At 73.3% G+C, this 17,436-nt stretch carries 15 protein-coding genes, 1 tRNA gene and 1 pseudogene; 9 read left to right on the top strand and 8 right to left on the bottom strand.

Annotation, left to right across the window (positions count from 1 at the left end; translation table 11 throughout):
- The first annotated feature begins 3 nt into the window (after positions 1-3).
- Entirely contained in the window at positions 4-3,660 is a 3,657-nt protein-coding gene (locus AB0B33_RS13865) for a family 78 glycoside hydrolase catalytic domain (protein ID WP_360770813.1), read from the top strand.
- A 320-nt stretch (positions 3,661-3,980) separates the two neighbouring features.
- Positions 3,981-4,427: a hypothetical protein gene (locus tag AB0B33_RS13860; protein WP_360770811.1), complete on the top strand. Its 447-nt coding sequence runs from the start codon at positions 3,981-3,983 to the stop codon at positions 4,425-4,427.
- 3 nt (positions 4,428-4,430) lie between these two features.
- On the opposite strand, the pseudogene AB0B33_RS13855 reads toward AB0B33_RS13860, so the two are convergent.
- Together AB0B33_RS13855 and AB0B33_RS13850 are read right to left on the bottom strand one after the other, a co-directional pair.
- Positions 4,431-5,751: pseudogene (locus tag AB0B33_RS13855) on the bottom strand (cytochrome P450).
- Between the two features lie 39 nt (positions 5,752-5,790).
- Positions 5,791-6,135, bottom strand: a complete 345-nt coding sequence (locus AB0B33_RS13850) for a hypothetical protein (RefSeq protein WP_247023073.1) — start codon at positions 6,133-6,135, stop codon at positions 5,791-5,793.
- A gap of 182 nt (positions 6,136-6,317) precedes the next feature.
- On the opposite strand from AB0B33_RS13850, the gene AB0B33_RS13845 reads away from it, so the two are divergent.
- From AB0B33_RS13845 to AB0B33_RS13835, 3 genes are all read left to right on the top strand, one after another.
- Positions 6,318-7,577 carry a cation:proton antiporter gene (locus AB0B33_RS13845; RefSeq protein WP_360770808.1) on the top strand — a complete coding sequence of 420 codons (1,260 nt, stop codon included), beginning with the start codon at positions 6,318-6,320 and terminating at the stop codon, positions 7,575-7,577.
- Between the two features lie 95 nt (positions 7,578-7,672).
- Positions 7,673-7,855 (top strand): CsbD family protein, encoded by a 183-nt coding sequence (locus tag AB0B33_RS13840; RefSeq protein ID WP_247023071.1) that lies wholly within the window; start codon positions 7,673-7,675, stop codon positions 7,853-7,855.
- A gap of 67 nt (positions 7,856-7,922) precedes the next feature.
- Positions 7,923-8,870, top strand: coding sequence for an alpha/beta hydrolase (locus AB0B33_RS13835; RefSeq protein WP_360770805.1), 948 nt, complete (start codon positions 7,923-7,925; stop codon positions 8,868-8,870).
- Here the strand turns inward: AB0B33_RS13835 and AB0B33_RS13830 are convergent.
- From AB0B33_RS13830 to AB0B33_RS13820, 3 genes are all read right to left on the bottom strand, one after another.
- Positions 8,867-10,588 (bottom strand): SelB C-terminal domain-containing protein, encoded by a 1,722-nt coding sequence (locus AB0B33_RS13830; RefSeq protein WP_360770802.1) that lies wholly within the window; start codon positions 10,586-10,588, stop codon positions 8,867-8,869. The genes AB0B33_RS13835 and AB0B33_RS13830 overlap by 4 nt on opposite strands.
- Positions 10,579-11,862 (bottom strand): L-seryl-tRNA(Sec) selenium transferase, encoded by a 1,284-nt coding sequence (gene selA / locus AB0B33_RS13825; protein ID WP_360770799.1) that lies wholly within the window; start codon positions 11,860-11,862, stop codon positions 10,579-10,581. The genes AB0B33_RS13830 and selA overlap by 10 nt, the downstream gene beginning before the upstream one ends.
- Positions 11,862-11,956 (bottom strand) — tRNA-Sec (locus AB0B33_RS13820). Before AB0B33_RS13820 ends, selA begins: the two co-directional genes overlap by 1 nt.
- A 54-nt stretch (positions 11,957-12,010) precedes the next feature.
- Between AB0B33_RS13820 and selD the strand changes: the two genes are divergently transcribed.
- Positions 12,011-13,003, top strand: coding sequence for a selenide, water dikinase SelD (selD, locus tag AB0B33_RS13815; protein WP_360770796.1), 993 nt, complete (start codon positions 12,011-12,013; stop codon positions 13,001-13,003).
- 34 nt (positions 13,004-13,037) lie between these two features.
- A complete protein-coding gene (locus tag AB0B33_RS13810; RefSeq protein ID WP_360770793.1) occupies positions 13,038-13,250 on the top strand; it encodes a DUF2795 domain-containing protein in 213 nt (70 codons plus the stop codon).
- A gap of 3 nt (positions 13,251-13,253) precedes the next feature.
- On the opposite strand, the gene AB0B33_RS13805 is transcribed toward AB0B33_RS13810, so the two are convergent.
- Complete coding sequence (locus AB0B33_RS13805; RefSeq protein ID WP_360770790.1) at positions 13,254-13,544, bottom strand: hypothetical protein; 291 nt, start codon at positions 13,542-13,544, stop codon at positions 13,254-13,256.
- A gap of 53 nt (positions 13,545-13,597) precedes the next feature.
- On the opposite strand from AB0B33_RS13805, the gene AB0B33_RS13800 reads away from it, so the two are divergent.
- A complete protein-coding gene (locus AB0B33_RS13800) occupies positions 13,598-14,164 on the top strand; it encodes an isochorismatase family protein (RefSeq protein ID WP_360770787.1) in 567 nt (188 codons plus the stop codon).
- A gap of 389 nt (positions 14,165-14,553) precedes the next feature.
- Here the strand turns inward: AB0B33_RS13800 and AB0B33_RS13795 are convergent, their stop codons facing one another.
- Both AB0B33_RS13795 and AB0B33_RS13790 read right to left on the bottom strand, forming a co-directional pair.
- Positions 14,554-15,456 carry a serine hydrolase gene (locus AB0B33_RS13795; protein WP_360770785.1) on the bottom strand — a complete coding sequence of 301 codons (903 nt, stop codon included), beginning with the start codon at positions 15,454-15,456 and terminating at the stop codon, positions 14,554-14,556.
- A complete protein-coding gene (locus tag AB0B33_RS13790) occupies positions 15,453-16,322 on the bottom strand; it encodes a LysR family transcriptional regulator (RefSeq protein ID WP_360770782.1) in 870 nt (289 codons plus the stop codon). The genes AB0B33_RS13795 and AB0B33_RS13790 overlap by 4 nt, the downstream gene beginning before the upstream one ends.
- A gap of 107 nt (positions 16,323-16,429) precedes the next feature.
- On the opposite strand from AB0B33_RS13790, the gene bla reads away from it, so the two are divergent.
- The gene (bla, locus tag AB0B33_RS13785) at positions 16,430-17,332 is read left to right on the top strand and encodes a class A beta-lactamase (protein ID WP_360770780.1); all 903 of its coding nucleotides are present in this window, start codon (positions 16,430-16,432) and stop codon (positions 17,330-17,332) included.
- Positions 17,333-17,436: the final 104 nt, after the last annotated feature.

Raw genomic sequence — 17,436 nt, 5'->3', positions numbered from 1 at the left:
CGTATGCTGCCCTCCAAGCTTTGGCGCGCGACCACCACCACGCTCGCCGCGATCCTGGTCCTTTCGGCCGCCGCGGTGCCCCCGGCCGGCGCCGCGCCACCCGTCGACCTCGCCGGCGCGCACTGGATCTGGTACCCCGAAGGCGACGCCCGCGTCTCGGCGCCCGCCGCCACCCGGTACTTCCGCACGACGTTCACCGTCCCGGCCGGCGCCGTCACCGACGCCCGGTTCGCCGTCACCGGCGACGACACCGCGGACGTCTGGCTCAACGGCACGCCGCTCGCTTCCTCCGCGCGCACCGCGGATTCCTGGCGGACGGCGCTGACCGTGGACCTGAAGCCGGCGCTCAAGCCCGGCGTCAACACCCTCGCCGTCGCCGCCCGCAACGCCGGCGGACCGGCGGGCCTGCTCGGGCGGCTGCGCGTCACCACCGGCTCGGGCACCACGGACGTGACCACCGGTGGCACCTGGAAGAGCGCGACCACCGCGCCGGAAGGCTGGGAACAGCCCGGTTTCGCCGACGGCGGCTGGGCCGCGGCCCAAGACCTCGGCGCGTTCGGCACGGCACCGTGGGGCACCGGCGTCAGTGCGCCGAACGGCTCGGACCAGACCCCGCTGTCGGTCGCGAGCGCCACGGTCGGGCAGCGGGTCAACCCGCTCGGCGTCGACCCGGCGCAGCCGCGGTTCGGCTGGAAACTGGGCTCTTCCGCACCGCAGCAACGGCAGTCCGCGTACCAGCTCGTGGTGTCCGCCGGCGGGACGGACGTCTGGGACAGCGGCCGCGTAGCTTCCGCGCAGCAGGCCGACGTGGCCTACGGCGGTCCGGCGCTGGGCTCGCTCACGGCGTACACCTGGCGCGTCCGCGTCTGGGATGGCCAGGGACGGCAGAGCGGCTGGAGCGCGGTGCAGCGCTTCGAAACCGCGTTGCGCGCGCCGACGGCGGAATGGACCGGCGCGTTCCTCGGCCGCGCCACCGCGGGCCCGGACCTGGCCGGCGCGAACTGGATCTGGTACCCCGAAGGCGATCCGCTCGGCGGAGTGCCCCCGGCCACGCGGTTCTTCCGCAAGACCGTGGACCTCGCGGCGGCGCCCGGGAAGGCGACGCTGGTCGTGACCGGCGACGACACCGCGACCGTGTGGGTCAACGGCACGAAGGTGAGCGATTCCCCGCGGGTCACCGACTCGTGGAAGACGGCCGCCGTCGTCGACGTCGGCAGCCTCCTCACGGCGGGGTCCAACACGGTCGCGATCAGCGCCGAGAACACCACGCAGAGCCCGGCCGGGCTGATCGCGAAGCTGACCGTCCCCGGTGGACCGGCCGTGAGCACCGACAGCTCGTGGAAGGCGAGCCAGACCGGCCCGGACGGCTGGCAGCAGCGGACGTTCGACGACAGCTCGTGGACCGCGGCCCGCGCGCTGACCGCGTACGGCACCGGTCCGTGGGGCGCGAACGTCGCCGTCTCGGCGCCCTCTCCCCTGCTGCGCAAGAGCTTCACGATCTCGAAGCCGGTGGCCAGCGCGCGGCTGCTGACCACCGCGCTCGGACTGCAGGAGACGCACCTCAACGGCGTCAAGGTCGGCGACGAGGTCCTCGCACCCGGCTGGACCGACTACGCGAAACGCGTCCAGTACCGGGTTTCCGACGTCACCGGGCAGATCCGGCCGGGCGAGAACGCGCTGGGCGCGATGCTGGGCAACGGCTGGTACTCCGGCAGCGTCGGCATCGCCGGCAGCCAGAAGTACGGCACCGAGCCGTGGTACTCGGCGCAGCTCGTGCTGACGTTCACCGACGGGACCAGCACGACGGTCGCGTCCGACGGCACCTGGAAGACCACCGACGGCCCGATCCGCGCCGACGACCTCTACCAGGGCGAAACGTACGACGCCCGGCTCGCCCCGGCGGGCTGGGACCGGCCCGGCTTCGACGACCGCGGCTGGGCGGCACCCCGCCTGCGGTCCGGTGCGAAGCCGAACCTGGTGTCCCAAGTGGACAACGGCGTCACGGTCCAGCAAGAGTTCAAGCCGGTCGCGTGGACGCAGCCGAAGCCCGGCGTGTGGGTGGCCGACCTCGGCCAGAACTTCAGCGGCTGGAACCGGCTTTCGGTCACCGGAGCGGCGGGTACGACGGTGACCGTCCGGCACGCCGAAGTGCTCGACCCGGACGGCACGATCTACACGACGAACCTGCGCGCGGCGCAGGCGACCGACCGCTTCACCCTGGCGGGTACCGGGAGCGCGGAGACGTACGAGCCGCGGTTCACCGTCCACGGCTACCGGTACGTCGAGCTGACCGGCCTGCCGTCAGCTCCGACGGCCTCGACGTTGACCGGCCGGGCGATGTGGACGTCCGGCGCGCAGACGGGCACGTTCACGACGTCGAACGCGCTGGTCAACCAGCTGCAGCACAACATCTTGTGGGGTGAGCGGTCGAACATGCTGTCCGTCCCGAGCGACTGCCCGCAGCGCGACGAGCGGCTCGGCTGGACCGGCGACATCGGGATCTTCGCGGGTACGTCGACGTTCAACCTCGACGTCGCGAACTTCCTCGGCAAGTTCAGCGACGACCTGGTCGACGCGCAGCACGACGACGGCTCGTTCACCGACGTCGCGCCGGGTGTGCTGGGCGGCTCGGGCACGGCGGGCTGGGGCGACGCGGGCGTCATCGTGCCCTACACCCTGTGGCAGCGCTACGGCGACACCGGCGTGATCGACGAGCACTACGCGGCGATGGTCAAGTGGGTCGAGTACCTGCGCTCGACGTCCGGCGCGGACCTGATCCGCGACCACCAGACGTTCGGGGACTGGCTCAACGTCAACGACAACACCGCGCAGGACCTGATTTCGACGGCGTTCTTCGCGTGGTCGTCGCGGCTGGTCTCCCGGATGGCGGCGGCCACCGGCCGGACGGCGGACGCGGCCAAGTACGGGACGCTCGCCGACCAGATCGGGGCGGCGTTCACCTCGCGCTTCTCGCAGGCCGACGGCACGGTGGGGTCCGGTTCCCAGGCCGGGTACGTCCTGGCGCTGGCGTTCGGGCTGCTCCCGGCGGCCCGCGTCCAGCCGGCGGCGGACAAGCTGGCCGCCCGGGTGGCGGCGGCGAACGGACACCTCAGCGTCGGCTTCCTCGGCGTCGAGAACCTGCTGCCGGTGCTGGCCGCGCACGGCCACGCCGACGTCGCGTACCAGGTGCTGCTGCAGCCGGGCTTCCCCGGCTGGGGCTACATGATCGGCCACGGCGCGACGACGATCTGGGAGCGCTGGGACGGCATCAAGCCGGACGGCACCTTCAACGACCCGGGCATGAACTCGTTCAACCACTACGGCCTCGGCTCGGTGGGCGACTTCCTGTACCGCTCCGTCGGCGGGCTGTCACCGGCGTCCCCGGGGTACGGGTCGCTGCTCGTGGCGCCCAGGCCGGGCGGTGGGTTGACGTCGGCGAAGTCGGCCTATGAGACGCCGTACGGCGGCGCAGTCAGCGACTGGTCGGTGTCGGCCGGGAAGCTGACGCTGCGGGTGACTGTCCCGCCCGGGTCGTCGGCGACGGTCAAGGTCCCGACGTCGAACCCGGGCGCGGTGGTGGCCCCGGCGGAGGCGGTCCCGTCGGCGGCGGGGACGTACTTCGTGCCGGCGGGTTCGTACGTGTTCACCGCTCCCGCGTGACCGGCTGAAGCACCCCGGGTGGCCTTCGGTGCGTTTGCCGCACCGAAGGCCACCCTTTCGCATGGGTGGATCTGCCCTGTAACAGGGGGCCTCTCCGAAGCGACCTACCGTGATTCAACGACTTTCGCGGTGGTCGCAGGTACGGCAGCGGTCGCAGGGCAGGTGATCTGGCGACGACGCGATGTTCACGGCAGCGAGCGCTCGAGCGCGAGGCCGCCGACGGCGAACGACACCACCGGCCAACCGACGGTGGCAGAGATGCCATCGATGGACAGCACCCCCAGGAAGTTCGGCTCAAAAGCGCTGCGGCCGAAATCGTCGTGAACGCCGCCGACGCGGCTTCTCGCGATGTCAACCGATACACGCGGTACGCCGATGAGGCGCTGACACGGTCGAAGATCGCGTTCTGGTTCAGTCTGACGCTGGGCGCCATCGGTTTTGCGACGATCCTGGCAGGCGCGGTCATGGCCTACTTCGCCAGCCTGGACACATCGAACGTGTCCGGAGCAGCCGGAGTCGTCAACACGTCCATCGCCGCCCTCCTCTACCAGCGGTCCGATGTCGCCGACAAACGCGCCAGCACCTGGTTCGAAAAGGCTGGCGACAACCTCAAAGAGAGTGACAATCTCCAGCGAGCACTCGACGTTCTGGAACTGCTCGACGACGCCGACTTGCGCAACCGGCTCATTGCGATGGCCGGAGCCAAGCAGCTCTTCCCGGCTGAGAACGCCAAGTCCCTCTCGGAAGTGATCGAGCTGAAGAAATAGTGTTCACGGTACCGGCCGCACGGTGAACTTCAGGTGGAAGTTGTCCAGGGTTGCCGGGAGTGCGCGGTCCGGGGCCAGTACCGGGCCCGTCGTCTGCTCGAACGCGTGGTTGCGCAGCAGGTTCGCCAGCAGCGTGCTGACGCAGAACTGGACCAGGTCACGACCCGGGCAGATCGCCGGGCCCGCGCTGAACGGGACCAGGGCCGGGTTCGCCGCCGCGCGGCCGTCCAGCCAGATGTCCGGGGCGAAGCTGTCGGCGTAGGGCAGCTCCGGGTCGCGGTGGAAGAACGGCGTGTAGACCAGGACCGTCGTCCCCGCCGGGCTCCACGGCGTCTCTTCGGTGCTCTCGCGCAGCAGCATCGGCGTCGTCGGCCACAGGCGGATCGCGTCCAGTGCGCACGCCCGCAGGTAGCTCAGCTGGTGCGGCTCCCCCGGGTCGATCCCGGCGATTTCCCCGCGGGCGCGATCGGCCGCCGCCGGGTGGGTGGACAGCAGGGCGAGGGTCCGGAAGGCCACCATGCCCGCCGCGTCGAAGGCGAACAGCCAGTGCGCCACCTGGTCGGCCGCCGTGCCGTCGCCGGGCGTGGCGGCGATCGCCGCGGCCAGGCTGCCCGGCTCCGCTCGGCCGAGGTGGGCGGTCAGCCGTTCGTGGAACTCCGCGCGCACGCGCTTCCGCCGCGGGTGCGCGTACGCCCAGTTCGCGTCGAAGCGCAGCTTCTCCAGCAGGTCGGTGAGCGTTTCGTCGTCGCGGGCCCGCTCGCCGAGCACCACGCGCCGGACCAGCCGCCACCAAGCGACGTTGAAGGCGTCCCAGTTCAGTTCGCCCTCGTGGGTCGCCTCACCCAGCAGGACGGCGGTCTCGTCCGCGATCGCCCGGGCGAAGGGCCCGGCCAGCTCGTGCAGCGGACGGCCCGGCTCGAGCACGGCTTCCGTGAAGGCCCGGCGCGGCTCGCGTTCCGCCGCGTCCGAGATCAGCAGGCCGTGCGGCTGGAAGTGCCGCAGCGCGGCCCGCTTCTCCACTGTGGACGGACTGAACGGCGTCGGCGCGGCGGCCAGCAGCGCGCCGACGTCTTCACCGGACAACGCCAGCTCCACCGACCGGCCGGGGCACGCGCAGCTTCAGCGGCCGCCCCTCGTGGCGCTCGCGCAGGCGCCGCAACAGCTTCACGGCCGGGCGGTCGGCCTGCAGCTTCTCAACCAGCGCCATCGCCGGCGGGCGGCGCTTGATCACCCCGCCGACCAAAGTGGGCAGTGCCACACCGATGGCGACCTTGACCGTCTCGGCCACCGAAGCGGTGTCGATCTTCCCTCGGGTGGAGGTCATGGCGTCCGGCTACCCTGGGCCGCCCCGCCGGAAACGCCGTCAGCCGCGCAGTGCGACGTTCAGCACGTCCCCCGCGTGGTCGAGGCAGTCCGCGCAGATCACCGCGTCCCGCGCGGCGCAGTCCACGCGCAGCAGCGGACGCCGCAGGCCGAGGAACGTCCGGCGCTCGCGACGGCCGCAGAAGTCGCAGACCGCGGCCAGCGGCGACGTCACCGCCGCCAGCACGTCACCCGCCGGAGTCCGGCGGTCCGCGCCGTCCCGGATCACCCGCAGGCCGGCCCGCACGCAGTCCAGGCAGATCGGCCCGGACCGGCCGGGGACCCGCGGGTCGCGGTTCCGGCCGCAGAACCGGCACGGCCGGCCGGCCCCGTTGCTCGCCGTCACGCCGCCTCCTCACCGGTTTCGCCGCACGCACAGCCGGGAACTCCGGGCGCGACGCACCTTGACGGCCAACGCTACTCCGGCACGGCCGATCCGGGGCGACGGCGGACCCGGCTCACGCTCGGCTTGGTCCCGGCACGGACCTCCCGCCCGGGCGGCACGGCTTGAGCGGGCAGGAGGAACCCTTGTCGTCGTTGACGGTGCTGTTCGGTGTGGCCGGACTGCTCGCCCTCGCCGCCGCGATCGTCCCGAAACTCGTGGCCGACCGGCCGTTCTCGGTACCGCTGGTGATGCTGATCGCCGGGATCGTGCTGGGCCTGCTGCCGCTGCCGGCGCCCTACGGCAACGGCTGGAGCGATCCCGCCGCCCACCTGGAAGGCGTCGAATCCTTCACCCAGCTGGGTATCCTCGTCGCGCTCGCCGGGGCCGGCCTGTCCGTCGACCGCCGGTTCGGCCTGAAGCGCTGGGGCTCGACGTGGCGGCTGCTGGCCCTGACCATGCCGCTGTCGATCGCGGTGATCGCCGTGCTCGGGTACTGGTGGCTCGCGCTCGCCCCCGGGGTGGCGCTGCTGCTGGCCGCCGCGCTGGCGCCGACCGACCCGGTGCTGGCCGGGGACGTCGGCGTGCCGCACCCCGACGTCGAACCGGACCTGGCCAGGAACAACGAAATCCGCTTCACGCTGACCACGGAGGCCGGGCTCAACGACGGCCTGACCATGCCGTTCGTCCTCCTCGGCCTCGCCCTGGCGGGCAGCAGGCCGAACCTCGGCTTCTCGTGGGTGCTGGTGGACCTCCTGCTGCCCGTGGCGATCGGCGTGCTGGTGGGCCTGCTCGCCGGGCGCGCGCTCGGCTGGGCGATCTTCCACACGTCGTCGGACCGGCTGCGGCTGGCCGAATACGGCGACGGACTGGTCCTGCTCGCGCTCGCCTTCCTGCCGTACGCGCTGGCGGAAGTGGCCCACGGCAACGGTTTCGCCGCCGTGTTCGTCGCGGCGGTCGTCGTCCGCAAGCTGGAGCGGGAGCACGACTACCACGGCGTCCTGCACGCCTTCGGCCACCAGCTGGAGCGGCTCTTCGTCCCGCTCGCCCTGCTGGGGCTCGGGCTCGCCATAGGCGACGGGCTGCTGCGCGGCCTGCGCGTGCTCGAAGTGGTGATCGCCGTCACCGCGGTCCTGGTCGTGCGGCCGGTGATCGGCTGGCTCTCGCTGTTCGGCAGCTCCGCCGGGCGCCCGGCCACCGCGGCGATCGCGTTCTTCGGCGTCCGCGGCATCGGCACGCTCTACTACCTGGCTTACGCGCTCAACCGGCTCCCGGTGCCGCAGCAGGACGTGCTGTGGCGGGTCGGCGCGCTCGCCGTCGCCGTGTCGGTGCTGGTGCACGGCGTTATCGCGGAACCGGCGATCCAGCGGATCGAACGGATGGGCGGCCACCTCCCGGCGACCTGATGTGTAGATCCGCGACGGCCGGGTAACCACTTGTCAAGGCCCTTTTGGCGACTGGCCGATCCGGAAATGTCGCCGCAACGGGAAGGTGCACCCCGATGAACGACAAGATCGAAAACAAGGGCGAAGAGCTCAAGGGCCGGGCCAAGGAAGCCGTCGGCGACGCCACGGGCAACGAGCAGTGGCAGGCCGAGGGCAAGTCCGACCAGGCCAAGGGCTCGCTGAAGCAGGCCGGCGAGAAGATCAAGGACGCCGTGAAGGGCGTCAAGGACAAGAACTGACCTGTCCTGCCGCTGCCGCACCCCGGGCTTCCCGGGGTGCGGCAGCTTTTCGCGTTCGGGGGCGACCATGTTCGACGGCTTCACGCTCGACCACGTCGACGTCGGCGACGTGACCCTGCGGGTGCGCCACGGCGGTTCCGGCCCGCCGGTCCTGCTGCTGCACGGGCACCCGCGCACGCACACGACGTGGCACCGCGTAGCCCCGCGGCTGGCGGAGCGGTTCACGGTGGTGTGCCCGGACACCCGCGGCTACGGCGAGTCCACCAAGCCGCCCACCGACGCCGGGCACACGCCGTACAGCAAACGCGTCATGGCGGCCGACTGCGTCGCCTTGATGGAGCACTTCGGGCACTCCCGGTTCTTCGTGGCGGGGCACGACCGCGGCGCGTACGTGGCGACGCGGCTGGCGCTCGACCACCCCACGGTGGTGCGCGGCGCGGCGATCTTGGACGCCGTCCCGATCGGTGAGGCCCTCGCCCGCTGCGACGCGCGGTTCGCGCGCGAGTGGTTCCACTGGTTCTTCTTCGCCCAGCCGGAAAAGCCCGAACGGGTGATCACCGCCGACCCCGACGCCTGGTACAACGTCGGCACCAAGAACACGCCCGAGCGGCTCGGCGAAGCGAACTTCGCCGACTTCCACCGCGCGATCCACAACCCGGCGACGGTCACCTCGATGCTCGAGGACTACCGCGCGGGCCTGGGCATCGACCGCGCCCACGACGACGCGGACCAGGCCGCCGGGCGGCGGATCACCTGCCCGGCACTGGTGTTGTGGTCCAGCGACGACGACCTGGCAGACCTCTACGGCGATGTCCTGGACATCTGGCGCGGGTGGACGACCGACCTGCGCGGGCACGCGATCGAGTCCGGGCACCACATGGCCGAGGAGAACCCGGAAGCACTGGCCACCGCGCTCGGCGACTTCTTCGGCGGGATCCAGGGTCGCGATTGTCCGACGGCCGGGCCGAGCCGGGCCGCGGTCGACGCACCTCGGACGCGTGGCAGCGGGATCTAGCGCACCCGGCGGGTCCCGTCACCGAGCGGTTCCGTGCGGCCCGCCGCGTCGAGGCGTTCCAGCAGCGGGATCATCACCCGGCGAGTGCTGTCGAGCGCCTTGCGCGCCTCGGAAACCGTGAACGGGCGCGGAAGCCTGCTCAGCTCGGCCACCGCGCGGTCCTCCGCGTCCGGGCCGAGCACGACCCCTTCGGCGAGCGCTGTCAGCCGGCCGAGGCGGGTCGCCGCCGCCAGTTCGCGTCGGCCGAGGCCGAGTGCGCGCAGTTCGTCCGCTTCCGGGGCGCGGAACGGGTGCTCGGCCAGCCGCTTCGCCACCGCTTCGAGGGCTTCCTCGACCGCCGGGGCGAGCCCGGCGCCGGGGCGGCGGACCAGCCCGCCCGCGACCTCGAAGCCCGTCCCGCGCAGGACGGGGACGACCAGTTCGGGCGCGGGCAAGCCGAGTCGCTGCCGCAGCGCTTCCACCGGCACGCCCGCGGCGGTCCGGTCCCAGCCGCCCACGATCTCCGCCGCCTCCGCGCGCAACGCCGTGAACCGGTCCTGGTCCGCGCACCAGCCGCCCAGGCGCTCCCCCGTCTCGGGCAGGCCCATCGCGGTGAAGTCGTCCGCGCGGACGAAACCGTGGCGGCGCAGGTAACTCCGGGCGAGGTCGGGGTCGGTCAGCTCGCGGCCGCGGTCCCGCGCGGCGCCGCGGCGCGACAACGGCGGCGGGCAGACGTCCAGGACGTCGAACCCGGCGGCGATCCGGTGCTCGCCCGGGTCGCGCACCAGGCCCCAGTCCCCCACGCGCAACGGCAGCGCGGTGGTCGTGGTGAGCCGTGCGGTGTCCGTCCCCAGTGGACGGACGCGCACCGGCCGCGCCACCGTTCCCAGGTGCAGCACGAGGTCCCGGTGCAGGTCGGCGGTCGCCGCACCGCGCAGCCGCACGTCGAACTCGGCCGTGGTGCGCCAGCGGCCGGGCGTCAGCAGGACGTCGCCGCGGCCGACGTCACCCCGCGGCGTGCCCCGGAGGTTCACCGCCACCCGGGCCACGGCGGTGACGCTGGTGTGCGGCTCCCCGAGCGCCTGCAGGCCGCGGACCTTCACCGGCGTCGTGCCCAGGTGCAGCTCGTCGCCGACGGCGATCGTCCCCGCGGACAGGGTGCCCGTGACGACCGTGCCCGCCCCGGACACCGTGAAGGCGCGGTCGATCCACAACCGGACGTCGGCGGCGGGATCGGGTGCGGGCAGGCCGCCGGTCAGCTCGCCGATCGCCGTGCGCAGCTCGTCGAGACCCTCGCCCGTCCGGCCGCTGACGGCGACGCTCGGCACGGTGCCCAGCGACGTCCCGGCGATCTCGGCGAGCGCCGCCCCGGTGGCCGCGGCCGGATCGGCGCGGTCCGCCTTGGTCACGACCAGCAGGCCGCGGCGGACGCCGAACGCGGCCAGCGCGGCGAGGTGCTCCGCCGACTGCGGCATCCAGCCCTCGTCCGCGGCGACGACGAACAGCACGGCCGGCGCGGGTCCGGCCCCGGCCAGCATGTTGGGCACGAACCGTTCGTGGCCCGGCACGTCGACGAACGCGACGTCCTCCCCGCCGATCCGCGTCCACGCGAACCCGAGGTCGATGGTGAGCCCGCGGCGGCGCTCCTCGGCCCACCGGTCGGGCTCCATCCCGGTCAGCCGGCGGACCAGTGTGGACTTCCCGTGGTCGACGTGGCCGGCGGTGACGATCACCCGCATCGGCGCACGGCTTCCCGCAGCTTCGCGTCCTCGTCCGGGCGCACGGTCCGCAAGTCGAGCAGGCAGCGGTCGCGCACGACCCGGCCGACGACCGGCGGCTCGCCCGTCCGCAGGGCCGCCGCGTACCGCGCGGGCAGGCTGACCGCGGCACTGGGCAGTTCGACGCCGGGCGCGCCACCGCCACCGACCGCCGCGGCCGATTCGACGGCTTCCGCGCCGACGTCACGCAGGCTCCGCGCCAAGGCTTCGGCGCGGCGTCGCAAGTCCTCGACGGACGCTTCGAGCGCGGCGCGCACCGGGGGCACCGGGCCGCGCAGGGTCGCCTCGAGCGCGGCGAGGGTGAGCTTGTCGACGCGCAGGGCGCGGGCCGCGGGGTGCCGCCGCAGCCGTTCGATCACGTCCTCGTCGCCGAAGAGCAGCCCGGCCTGCGGGCCACCCAGGAGCTTGTCCCCGCTGGCGGTGACGACCGCGGCGCCCGCCCGCAGCGCGGTCGCCGCGTCCGGTTCGTCCGGCAGGAGCGGGTGCGGGGCGAGCAGGCCGGAGCCGATGTCCGCGACGACCGGTACGCCGAGTTTCGCCAGCTCCTCGAGCGGTGCTTCCGCCGTGAACCCGGTGATCCGGTAGTTCGACGGGTGGACCTTGAGCACGAAGCCGGTGTCCGGGCCGAGCGCGGCGGCGTAGTCGCGGACCGACGTCCGGTTCGTGGTGCCGACTTCCCGCAGCCGCGCGCCGGTCGACGCCAGGAGGTCCGGGATGCGGAAGCCGTCGCCGATCTCGACCAGCTCGCCGCGGCTGACGACGATCTCGCGGCCGGGGGCCATGGCGAGCGCGCAGAGCAGGAGGGCGGCCGCGTTGTTGTTGACGACGTGGACGGCGCCGGCGTCCGGCACGGCGGCGGCCAGCGCGGACAGCGCGCTCCGGCCGCGGCGGGCCCGGTCACCGGTCGCGAGGTCGAACTCGACATCGGTGGCGCCGCCGGCCGCGACGAGGGCGGCGAGCGCGGCCGCCGACAGCGGGGCGCGGCCGAGGTTGGTGTGCACGACGACGCCGGTCGCGTTGATCACCGGCCGCAGCGAAGCGGCACTCCCGGGCAACCGCGCGAGCACGGTGGCGGTGACGTCGGCCGGGGCGAGTTCCCCCGCCCGCGCCGCCCGCTGGACGTCCTGGACGACGGATTTCACCAGGTCACGACCCATTTCAGCGGCGGCTTCGGCGATCCCGGGCTCGGCCAGGAGCGCGTCGGTGCGTGGGATCGCGCGGCGGGGGTCAGGCATGGCGGAGGCGGACGGGAATCGAACCCGCCAGCGGCAGGACCTGCCGCTCGGCGATTTTGAAGATCGCGCCGGTCACCAGGCCGGATACGCCTCCCTGAACCATGGCAGCCATCCTGCCAAGGTCGCGGCGAGCGGGCACGATGAACCCGTGGGTTACCGACTGACGCAGTACGCGCACGGCGGCGGGTGCGCGTGCAAGATCCCGCCCGGCGAACTCGAAGCGGCCGTCCGCGGCCTCACCGGCGCCTCGCCCGTCGACCCGCCGGGCGAGCTGCTCGTCGGGCTGGACACCGGCGACGACGCGGCCGCGGTCCGGATTTCCGGGGACACCGCGCTCATCGCGACGACGGACTTCTTCACCCCGGTGGTCGACGACGCCTACGACTGGGGCCGGATCGCGGCGGCCAACGCGCTCTCCGACGTCTACGCCATGGGCGGGACGCCGGTGGTGGCGCTCAACCTGCTCGGCTGGCCGCGGGAGACGCTGCCGTTCGAGCTGGCCGCCGAAGTGCTGCGCGGCGGCCTGGACGTCTGCGGCGAGGCGGGCTGCCACCTCGCCGGCGGGCACAGCGTCGACGACCCGGAACCGAAGTACGGCCTGGCCGTCACCGGCATTGCGGATCCGGCGCGGCTGCTGCGCAACGACGCCGGGCGGGCCGGGCTGCCGCTGACGCTGACGAAACCGCTCGGCGTCGGCGTGCTGAACTCGCGGCACAAGGCCACGGGGGAACGGTTCGAGCAGGCGATCGACGTCATGACGACGTTGAACGCGCCCGCCTCCCGCGCGGCGCTGGCGGCCGGGACCACGTGCGCCACCGACGTGACGGGGTTCGGCCTGCTGGGCCACCTGTTCAAGCTGGCGCGGGCCAGCGGCGTCACGGCCCGGCTGGACCCGGCGGCGGTGCCGTACCTCGACGGCGCGCGTTCGGCGCTGCGCGAGGGGTACGTCAGCGGCGGCACCCGGCGCAACCTCGACTGGGTCCGGCCGCACACGGACCTGTCGAGGGTGTCCGAGGACGAGGCGCTGCTGCTCGCGGACGCGCAGACGTCCGGCGGGCTGCTGGTCGCCGGGGAGCTGCCGGGGCACCCCGTGATCGGGGAGCTGGTCCCGCGCGGGGACCACACGATCGTCGTCGGCTGAGTTTCGGGCCGGGCGCGGCGGGTACGCGACGAGCATGCCTGCACCGGACCGAACCAGCCTCGAACAGCACCTGGCCGAGACGGAGTACCCGTGCGGCCGCGACGAACTCCTCCGCCGAGCGGCCGCGGCCGGCGGCGGCGACTCGGTCCTAGGCTCACTGGGCGGCTTGCCGCACAGCGACCGGTACGAGGACTTCGACGCCGTCTGGGAGGCGGTGTCGGCCAAGCACATCGGCGGGGCGCCGTAGGCGTCAGCCGAGGCGCTCCACGGCGTCACGGGCGTCTTTGAGGTCGGCGCCGGTGCGTTCGCGGTAGACCTTGATCGCCTGGATCTTCTTGCCTTCTCGCACCAGCGCGACGACCTCCGGCAGCGCCGGCTCCTCGACGGCCACCCCGAGCTTTTCGGCGATGGCGTCGAGCTTCCGCTCCACGCGCGCCAGCCGCCGGTCGACCCGCGTCAGCCGCCGGTCGGTGGCCGACGTTCCCAGCGCGACGACCCCGGCCAGCACGGCGACACCGAGCAACACCATCCCGTAGTCCATGGCGGGACATGCTACTTCCGGAAATTGTCGGTGGTGGTGGCTAGGGTTCCGCCATGACCACATTGACTGACCGGCCGAAGACCGCGTTGCTCGTCGTCGACGTCCAGAACGGCGTGATGGCGTCGGCCCACGACCGCTCGTCCGTGCTCGCCAACATCGTGACCCTGGTGGAGAAAGCCCGCGCTTCGGGGACGGAGGTGGTGTGGGTGCAGCACACCAGCGACGAGCTGCCACGAGACAGCGAGACGTGGGCTTATGTGCCGGAGCTGGTGCGGCGGGAGGCGGAACCGCTGGTGCACAAGGAATACGGGGACTCGTTCGAGGCCACCGATCTCGAGGCGGTGCTGGCCGAACGAGGGGTGGGTGCGCTGGTGGTGGCGGGAGCGCAGACGGACGCGTGCATCCGGTCGACGCTGCACGGGGCGCTCGCGCGGGGGTACGACGCGGCGCTGGTTTCGGACGCGCACACGACGGAGGACCTGTCGGCCTATGGTGCTCCGCCGCCGGGGCAGGTGATCGCCCACACCAACCTGTACTGGCAGTACCAGACGGCGCCAGGCCGCACGGCGGGCACGATGACCACGGAGGAGGTGGAGTTCGGGGTGACCACGCCGGCTTGAGAGAGACCGGGTTGCGGGCCGGCGGCTGGGGTCGGCAGGGCTTCGGACGCGAGGTCCGGCGGCGGGCCGAGGGCTCTGGGTGAGCCGAGCGCGGTGCGACAGCGGGTTGCGGATTCCGGCCGATCCGCGCGCGAGCGAAGGCGCGACAGAAAAGCTCGTCGGCCAACGGTCGATTTCGCGCGCAGGTCCTCCCGCGCGCCTGCCGAGCCACGCCGGTTCGCTCGGCTCCTCCTGCCGCGTGAAGCCGTAAGCGCGCTCCCCCCTCGTCACCTCGATGTGGTAGTTCGCGTACCACTGCTGTTTCCAGCCCTCGATCGCCGCCGCGTCGCGGTAGTACAGGACCGTCAGCTCGCGTCCGTGCTCGTCCATTGCCGCGTAGCCATCGACGTTCACGCACCACGCAAGTGGTCGCGCAACGCCCGCGCGACGCGGGACATCAGCACGTCCGCCTCCGGCTGGACCGCCGCCGGTACACGGGATTCAGTCAAGGCCACCACACCGAACACCCCGCCGTCCGCGTGCTCGACGACGCCGGCCTCGTGGCGCATGTTCAGCAGCGTTCCCGTTTTCGACGACCACTTCGCAGCGTCTGAGGCGAAGTCCGGGGTCAGGCGGTGGCGGATCACGTTGTTCGCCATCAGCTCGCGCACCCCCGCGGCCACCGTCGGGTCGATCTTCGACGGGGTCCACAGCGCCTGCAGCAGCTCCAGCACCGCCCGTGCGGACGCCGTGTTCGCGCGCGATACGTCGAGCTGGGCCAGGCGGTGGCCCTGGCCCGCCGTGCCCGCGCCGATCGCCAGGGCGTGGGCGAGGTCGGCTTCGGCCGCGTCGAAGCGCTCGGCCGGGGTGTCCACCAGGTCGCGCAGCTCGTGCCGGAGCGCGATCCCGCTCAGGCCCCAGCCGGTCAGCAGGGCCGCCACCTCGGCCGGCGGCGTCAGACCGAAGAGGACGTCGGCCGCTTGGCCGTCGCTGAGGCACGTGCTCAGGTACAGCAGGTCCTCGACGGCGATGCGGGCCGGGTGGCGGAAGCGGGTCACGCCGATCGGGCCGGGCGTGGTGACGCGGCCGGGTGGGACGTCCAGCTGGGTGGCGCCGTCGAGCTCGCCGCGGCGGATGCGCTCCAGGGTCGCCGCCGCCAGCGGGACCTTCACCAGGGACGCGATCGGGTACTCGCGGTCCGGGTCGATCCCCACCTCGGCGCCCGACCGCAGGTCGCGCACCAGGAACGAGCCGCGCAGGCCGCCGTCGTCCAGTTCCGCCCGCAGGTCACGGACCAGTGCTTCGGTGCTCACGACGCGGCTCCCAGGCAGCGTCCGACGGCTTCCCGCAGCACCGTGCGCAGCCGTTCGGCGTCTTCGCCCAGCGTGGCCGCGACGCCGAAGCCGCGCGCGAGATCGAGTTCGCCGATCGGGCGCCAGTGCAGCCCGAGGTCGGCGGCCTGCGCGACCGAGCAGACCAGCAGGTCCGCCGAGGCGAACACCTCCGCGGCCGCCGCGGTCAGCGAGCCGGCCACCGCGACCTGCGCCGGGGGGAGCCCGACGGCGTCGCGGACCCGCAGCACCCGGTCGCGGACGTGCGGGACGTCGTCCTCGGGCTGGATCCACACGCGCCGCCGCGGGCCGCCGGACCGGCCCGCCCGCAGCGTCTCCAGGTGCACGACCCGCGCTCCCGGCGGCGCCACCCCGGCGACGCCCAGCGGCACCGACCACACGCCCTCCTCGGCCGGGACGGCGGTGAGCGCGGCCCGCACTTCGCTCGTCCGGACGAGTTCGGCCCGCTCCCCCGGCTCCGCGGCGCGGAACTCCAGGTGGACGTCGAGCGCCCGGGCTTCGGCGGCCAGTTCGGCGAGCTCGCGCACCCCGCACGTGCCGGGCACGGCCACCCGCATGGGCCGCAGCCGCGCGCGCCGGGCGTCGTGCTCCAGCGAGTCGGCCAGCCGGACGAGCCGCTGGGCCGACGGGAGCACGTCACGGCCGAACGCGGTCAGCCGAGCCCGGCGGGTGGAGCGGTCGAAGAGCCGCTCGCCGAAGTGCCGCTCGAGCGCCGCGATCCGCCGGCTCGCGACCGGCTGCGGGATGCGCGCGAGCGCCGCGCCCGCCGTGAAGCTCCCCGTCTCGCTCACGCTCACGAACGCTCTGCAGCCGCCGACCAGGTCCACGACCTCACTCTATGCGATTCCGGCATCGAACCGTGCGTTCGCGTCTTGGACAGCATGAGCGACTGCGGCGACACTGCGGATGTCGATCAAGACCGGAAGGAAGCACCGTGCCGTTCCCCCACGTCCGGTGGGCCGCGCTCGCCGCGCTGGCCCTCGTCCCGCTCACCGCGTGCGCCGCCGAAACGCCGGCCGTGACGCCGGCCCCGGCAGCGCCGTCGACGTCCTCGATCGCGGTGGCGCCTCAACCGGACTTCGCTCCGCTCGAACGCGAATTCGACGCCCGCCTCGGCGTGTACGCGATCGACACCGGCTCCGGCCGCGAGATCGCCCACCGGGCCGACGAGCGCTTCGGTTACGCGTCGACGCACAAGGCGTTTTCCGCCGCGGCCGTCCTCCAGCGCACGAGCATGGCGGGGCTGGCGAAGGTGCTGCCCTACACGAAGGCCGACGTCCAGCCGAACTCGCCGATCGGCGAAAAGCACACCGGGCTGTCCCTGCGCGACGCGATCGACGCGGCGTTGCGCTACAGCGACAACACCGCCGCCAACCTGCTGTTCCGCGAGCTCGGCGGCCCGGTCGGGCTGGCCGCGGTGTTGCGCGGGATCGGCGACACCACCACGCACGTCGACCGGATCGAGCCGGGCCTCAACGACCTGGCCCCGGGCGACGTCCGCGACACGAGCACCCCGCACGCGATGGCGGCCGACCTGCGCGCGTTCGCCGTCGGCACGGCGCTGCCCGCCGAGCAGCGGACCTTCTACACGGACACGATGCGCGCCAACCTCACGGGCAACGCGGTGATCCGCGCGGGCACCCCGGCCGGCTGGACGGTCGCCGACAAGACCGGGACCGGCGACTACGCGACGCGCAACGACATCGCGGTCGTCTGGCCGCCGGGCCGCGCGCCGATCGTGCTGGTGGTGCTGTCCGACCGCAAGGCGAAGAACGCCAAGCCGGACGACCGCCTGCTCGCCCAGGCGGCGAAGCTGACCCTCGACACCTACCGCTGAGGGCCCGGAGAAGCTCATGAAAGGGTCGTTCACCGCGCCGGCTCCCTGGCCCCGGCCAGCCCCGCCAGCGAGCGGCGGCCGCCGGTAGGGGGATAGCGGCTCGG

This window comes from Amycolatopsis sp. NPDC049159, from assembly GCF_040648295.1.
GTDB classification, from domain to species: Bacteria; Actinomycetota; Actinomycetes; order Mycobacteriales; family Pseudonocardiaceae; genus Amycolatopsis; species Amycolatopsis pretoriensis_A.
Note: the sequence above shows the minus strand (reverse complement) of the source record. Positions and strands in the feature narration are given on the sequence as shown.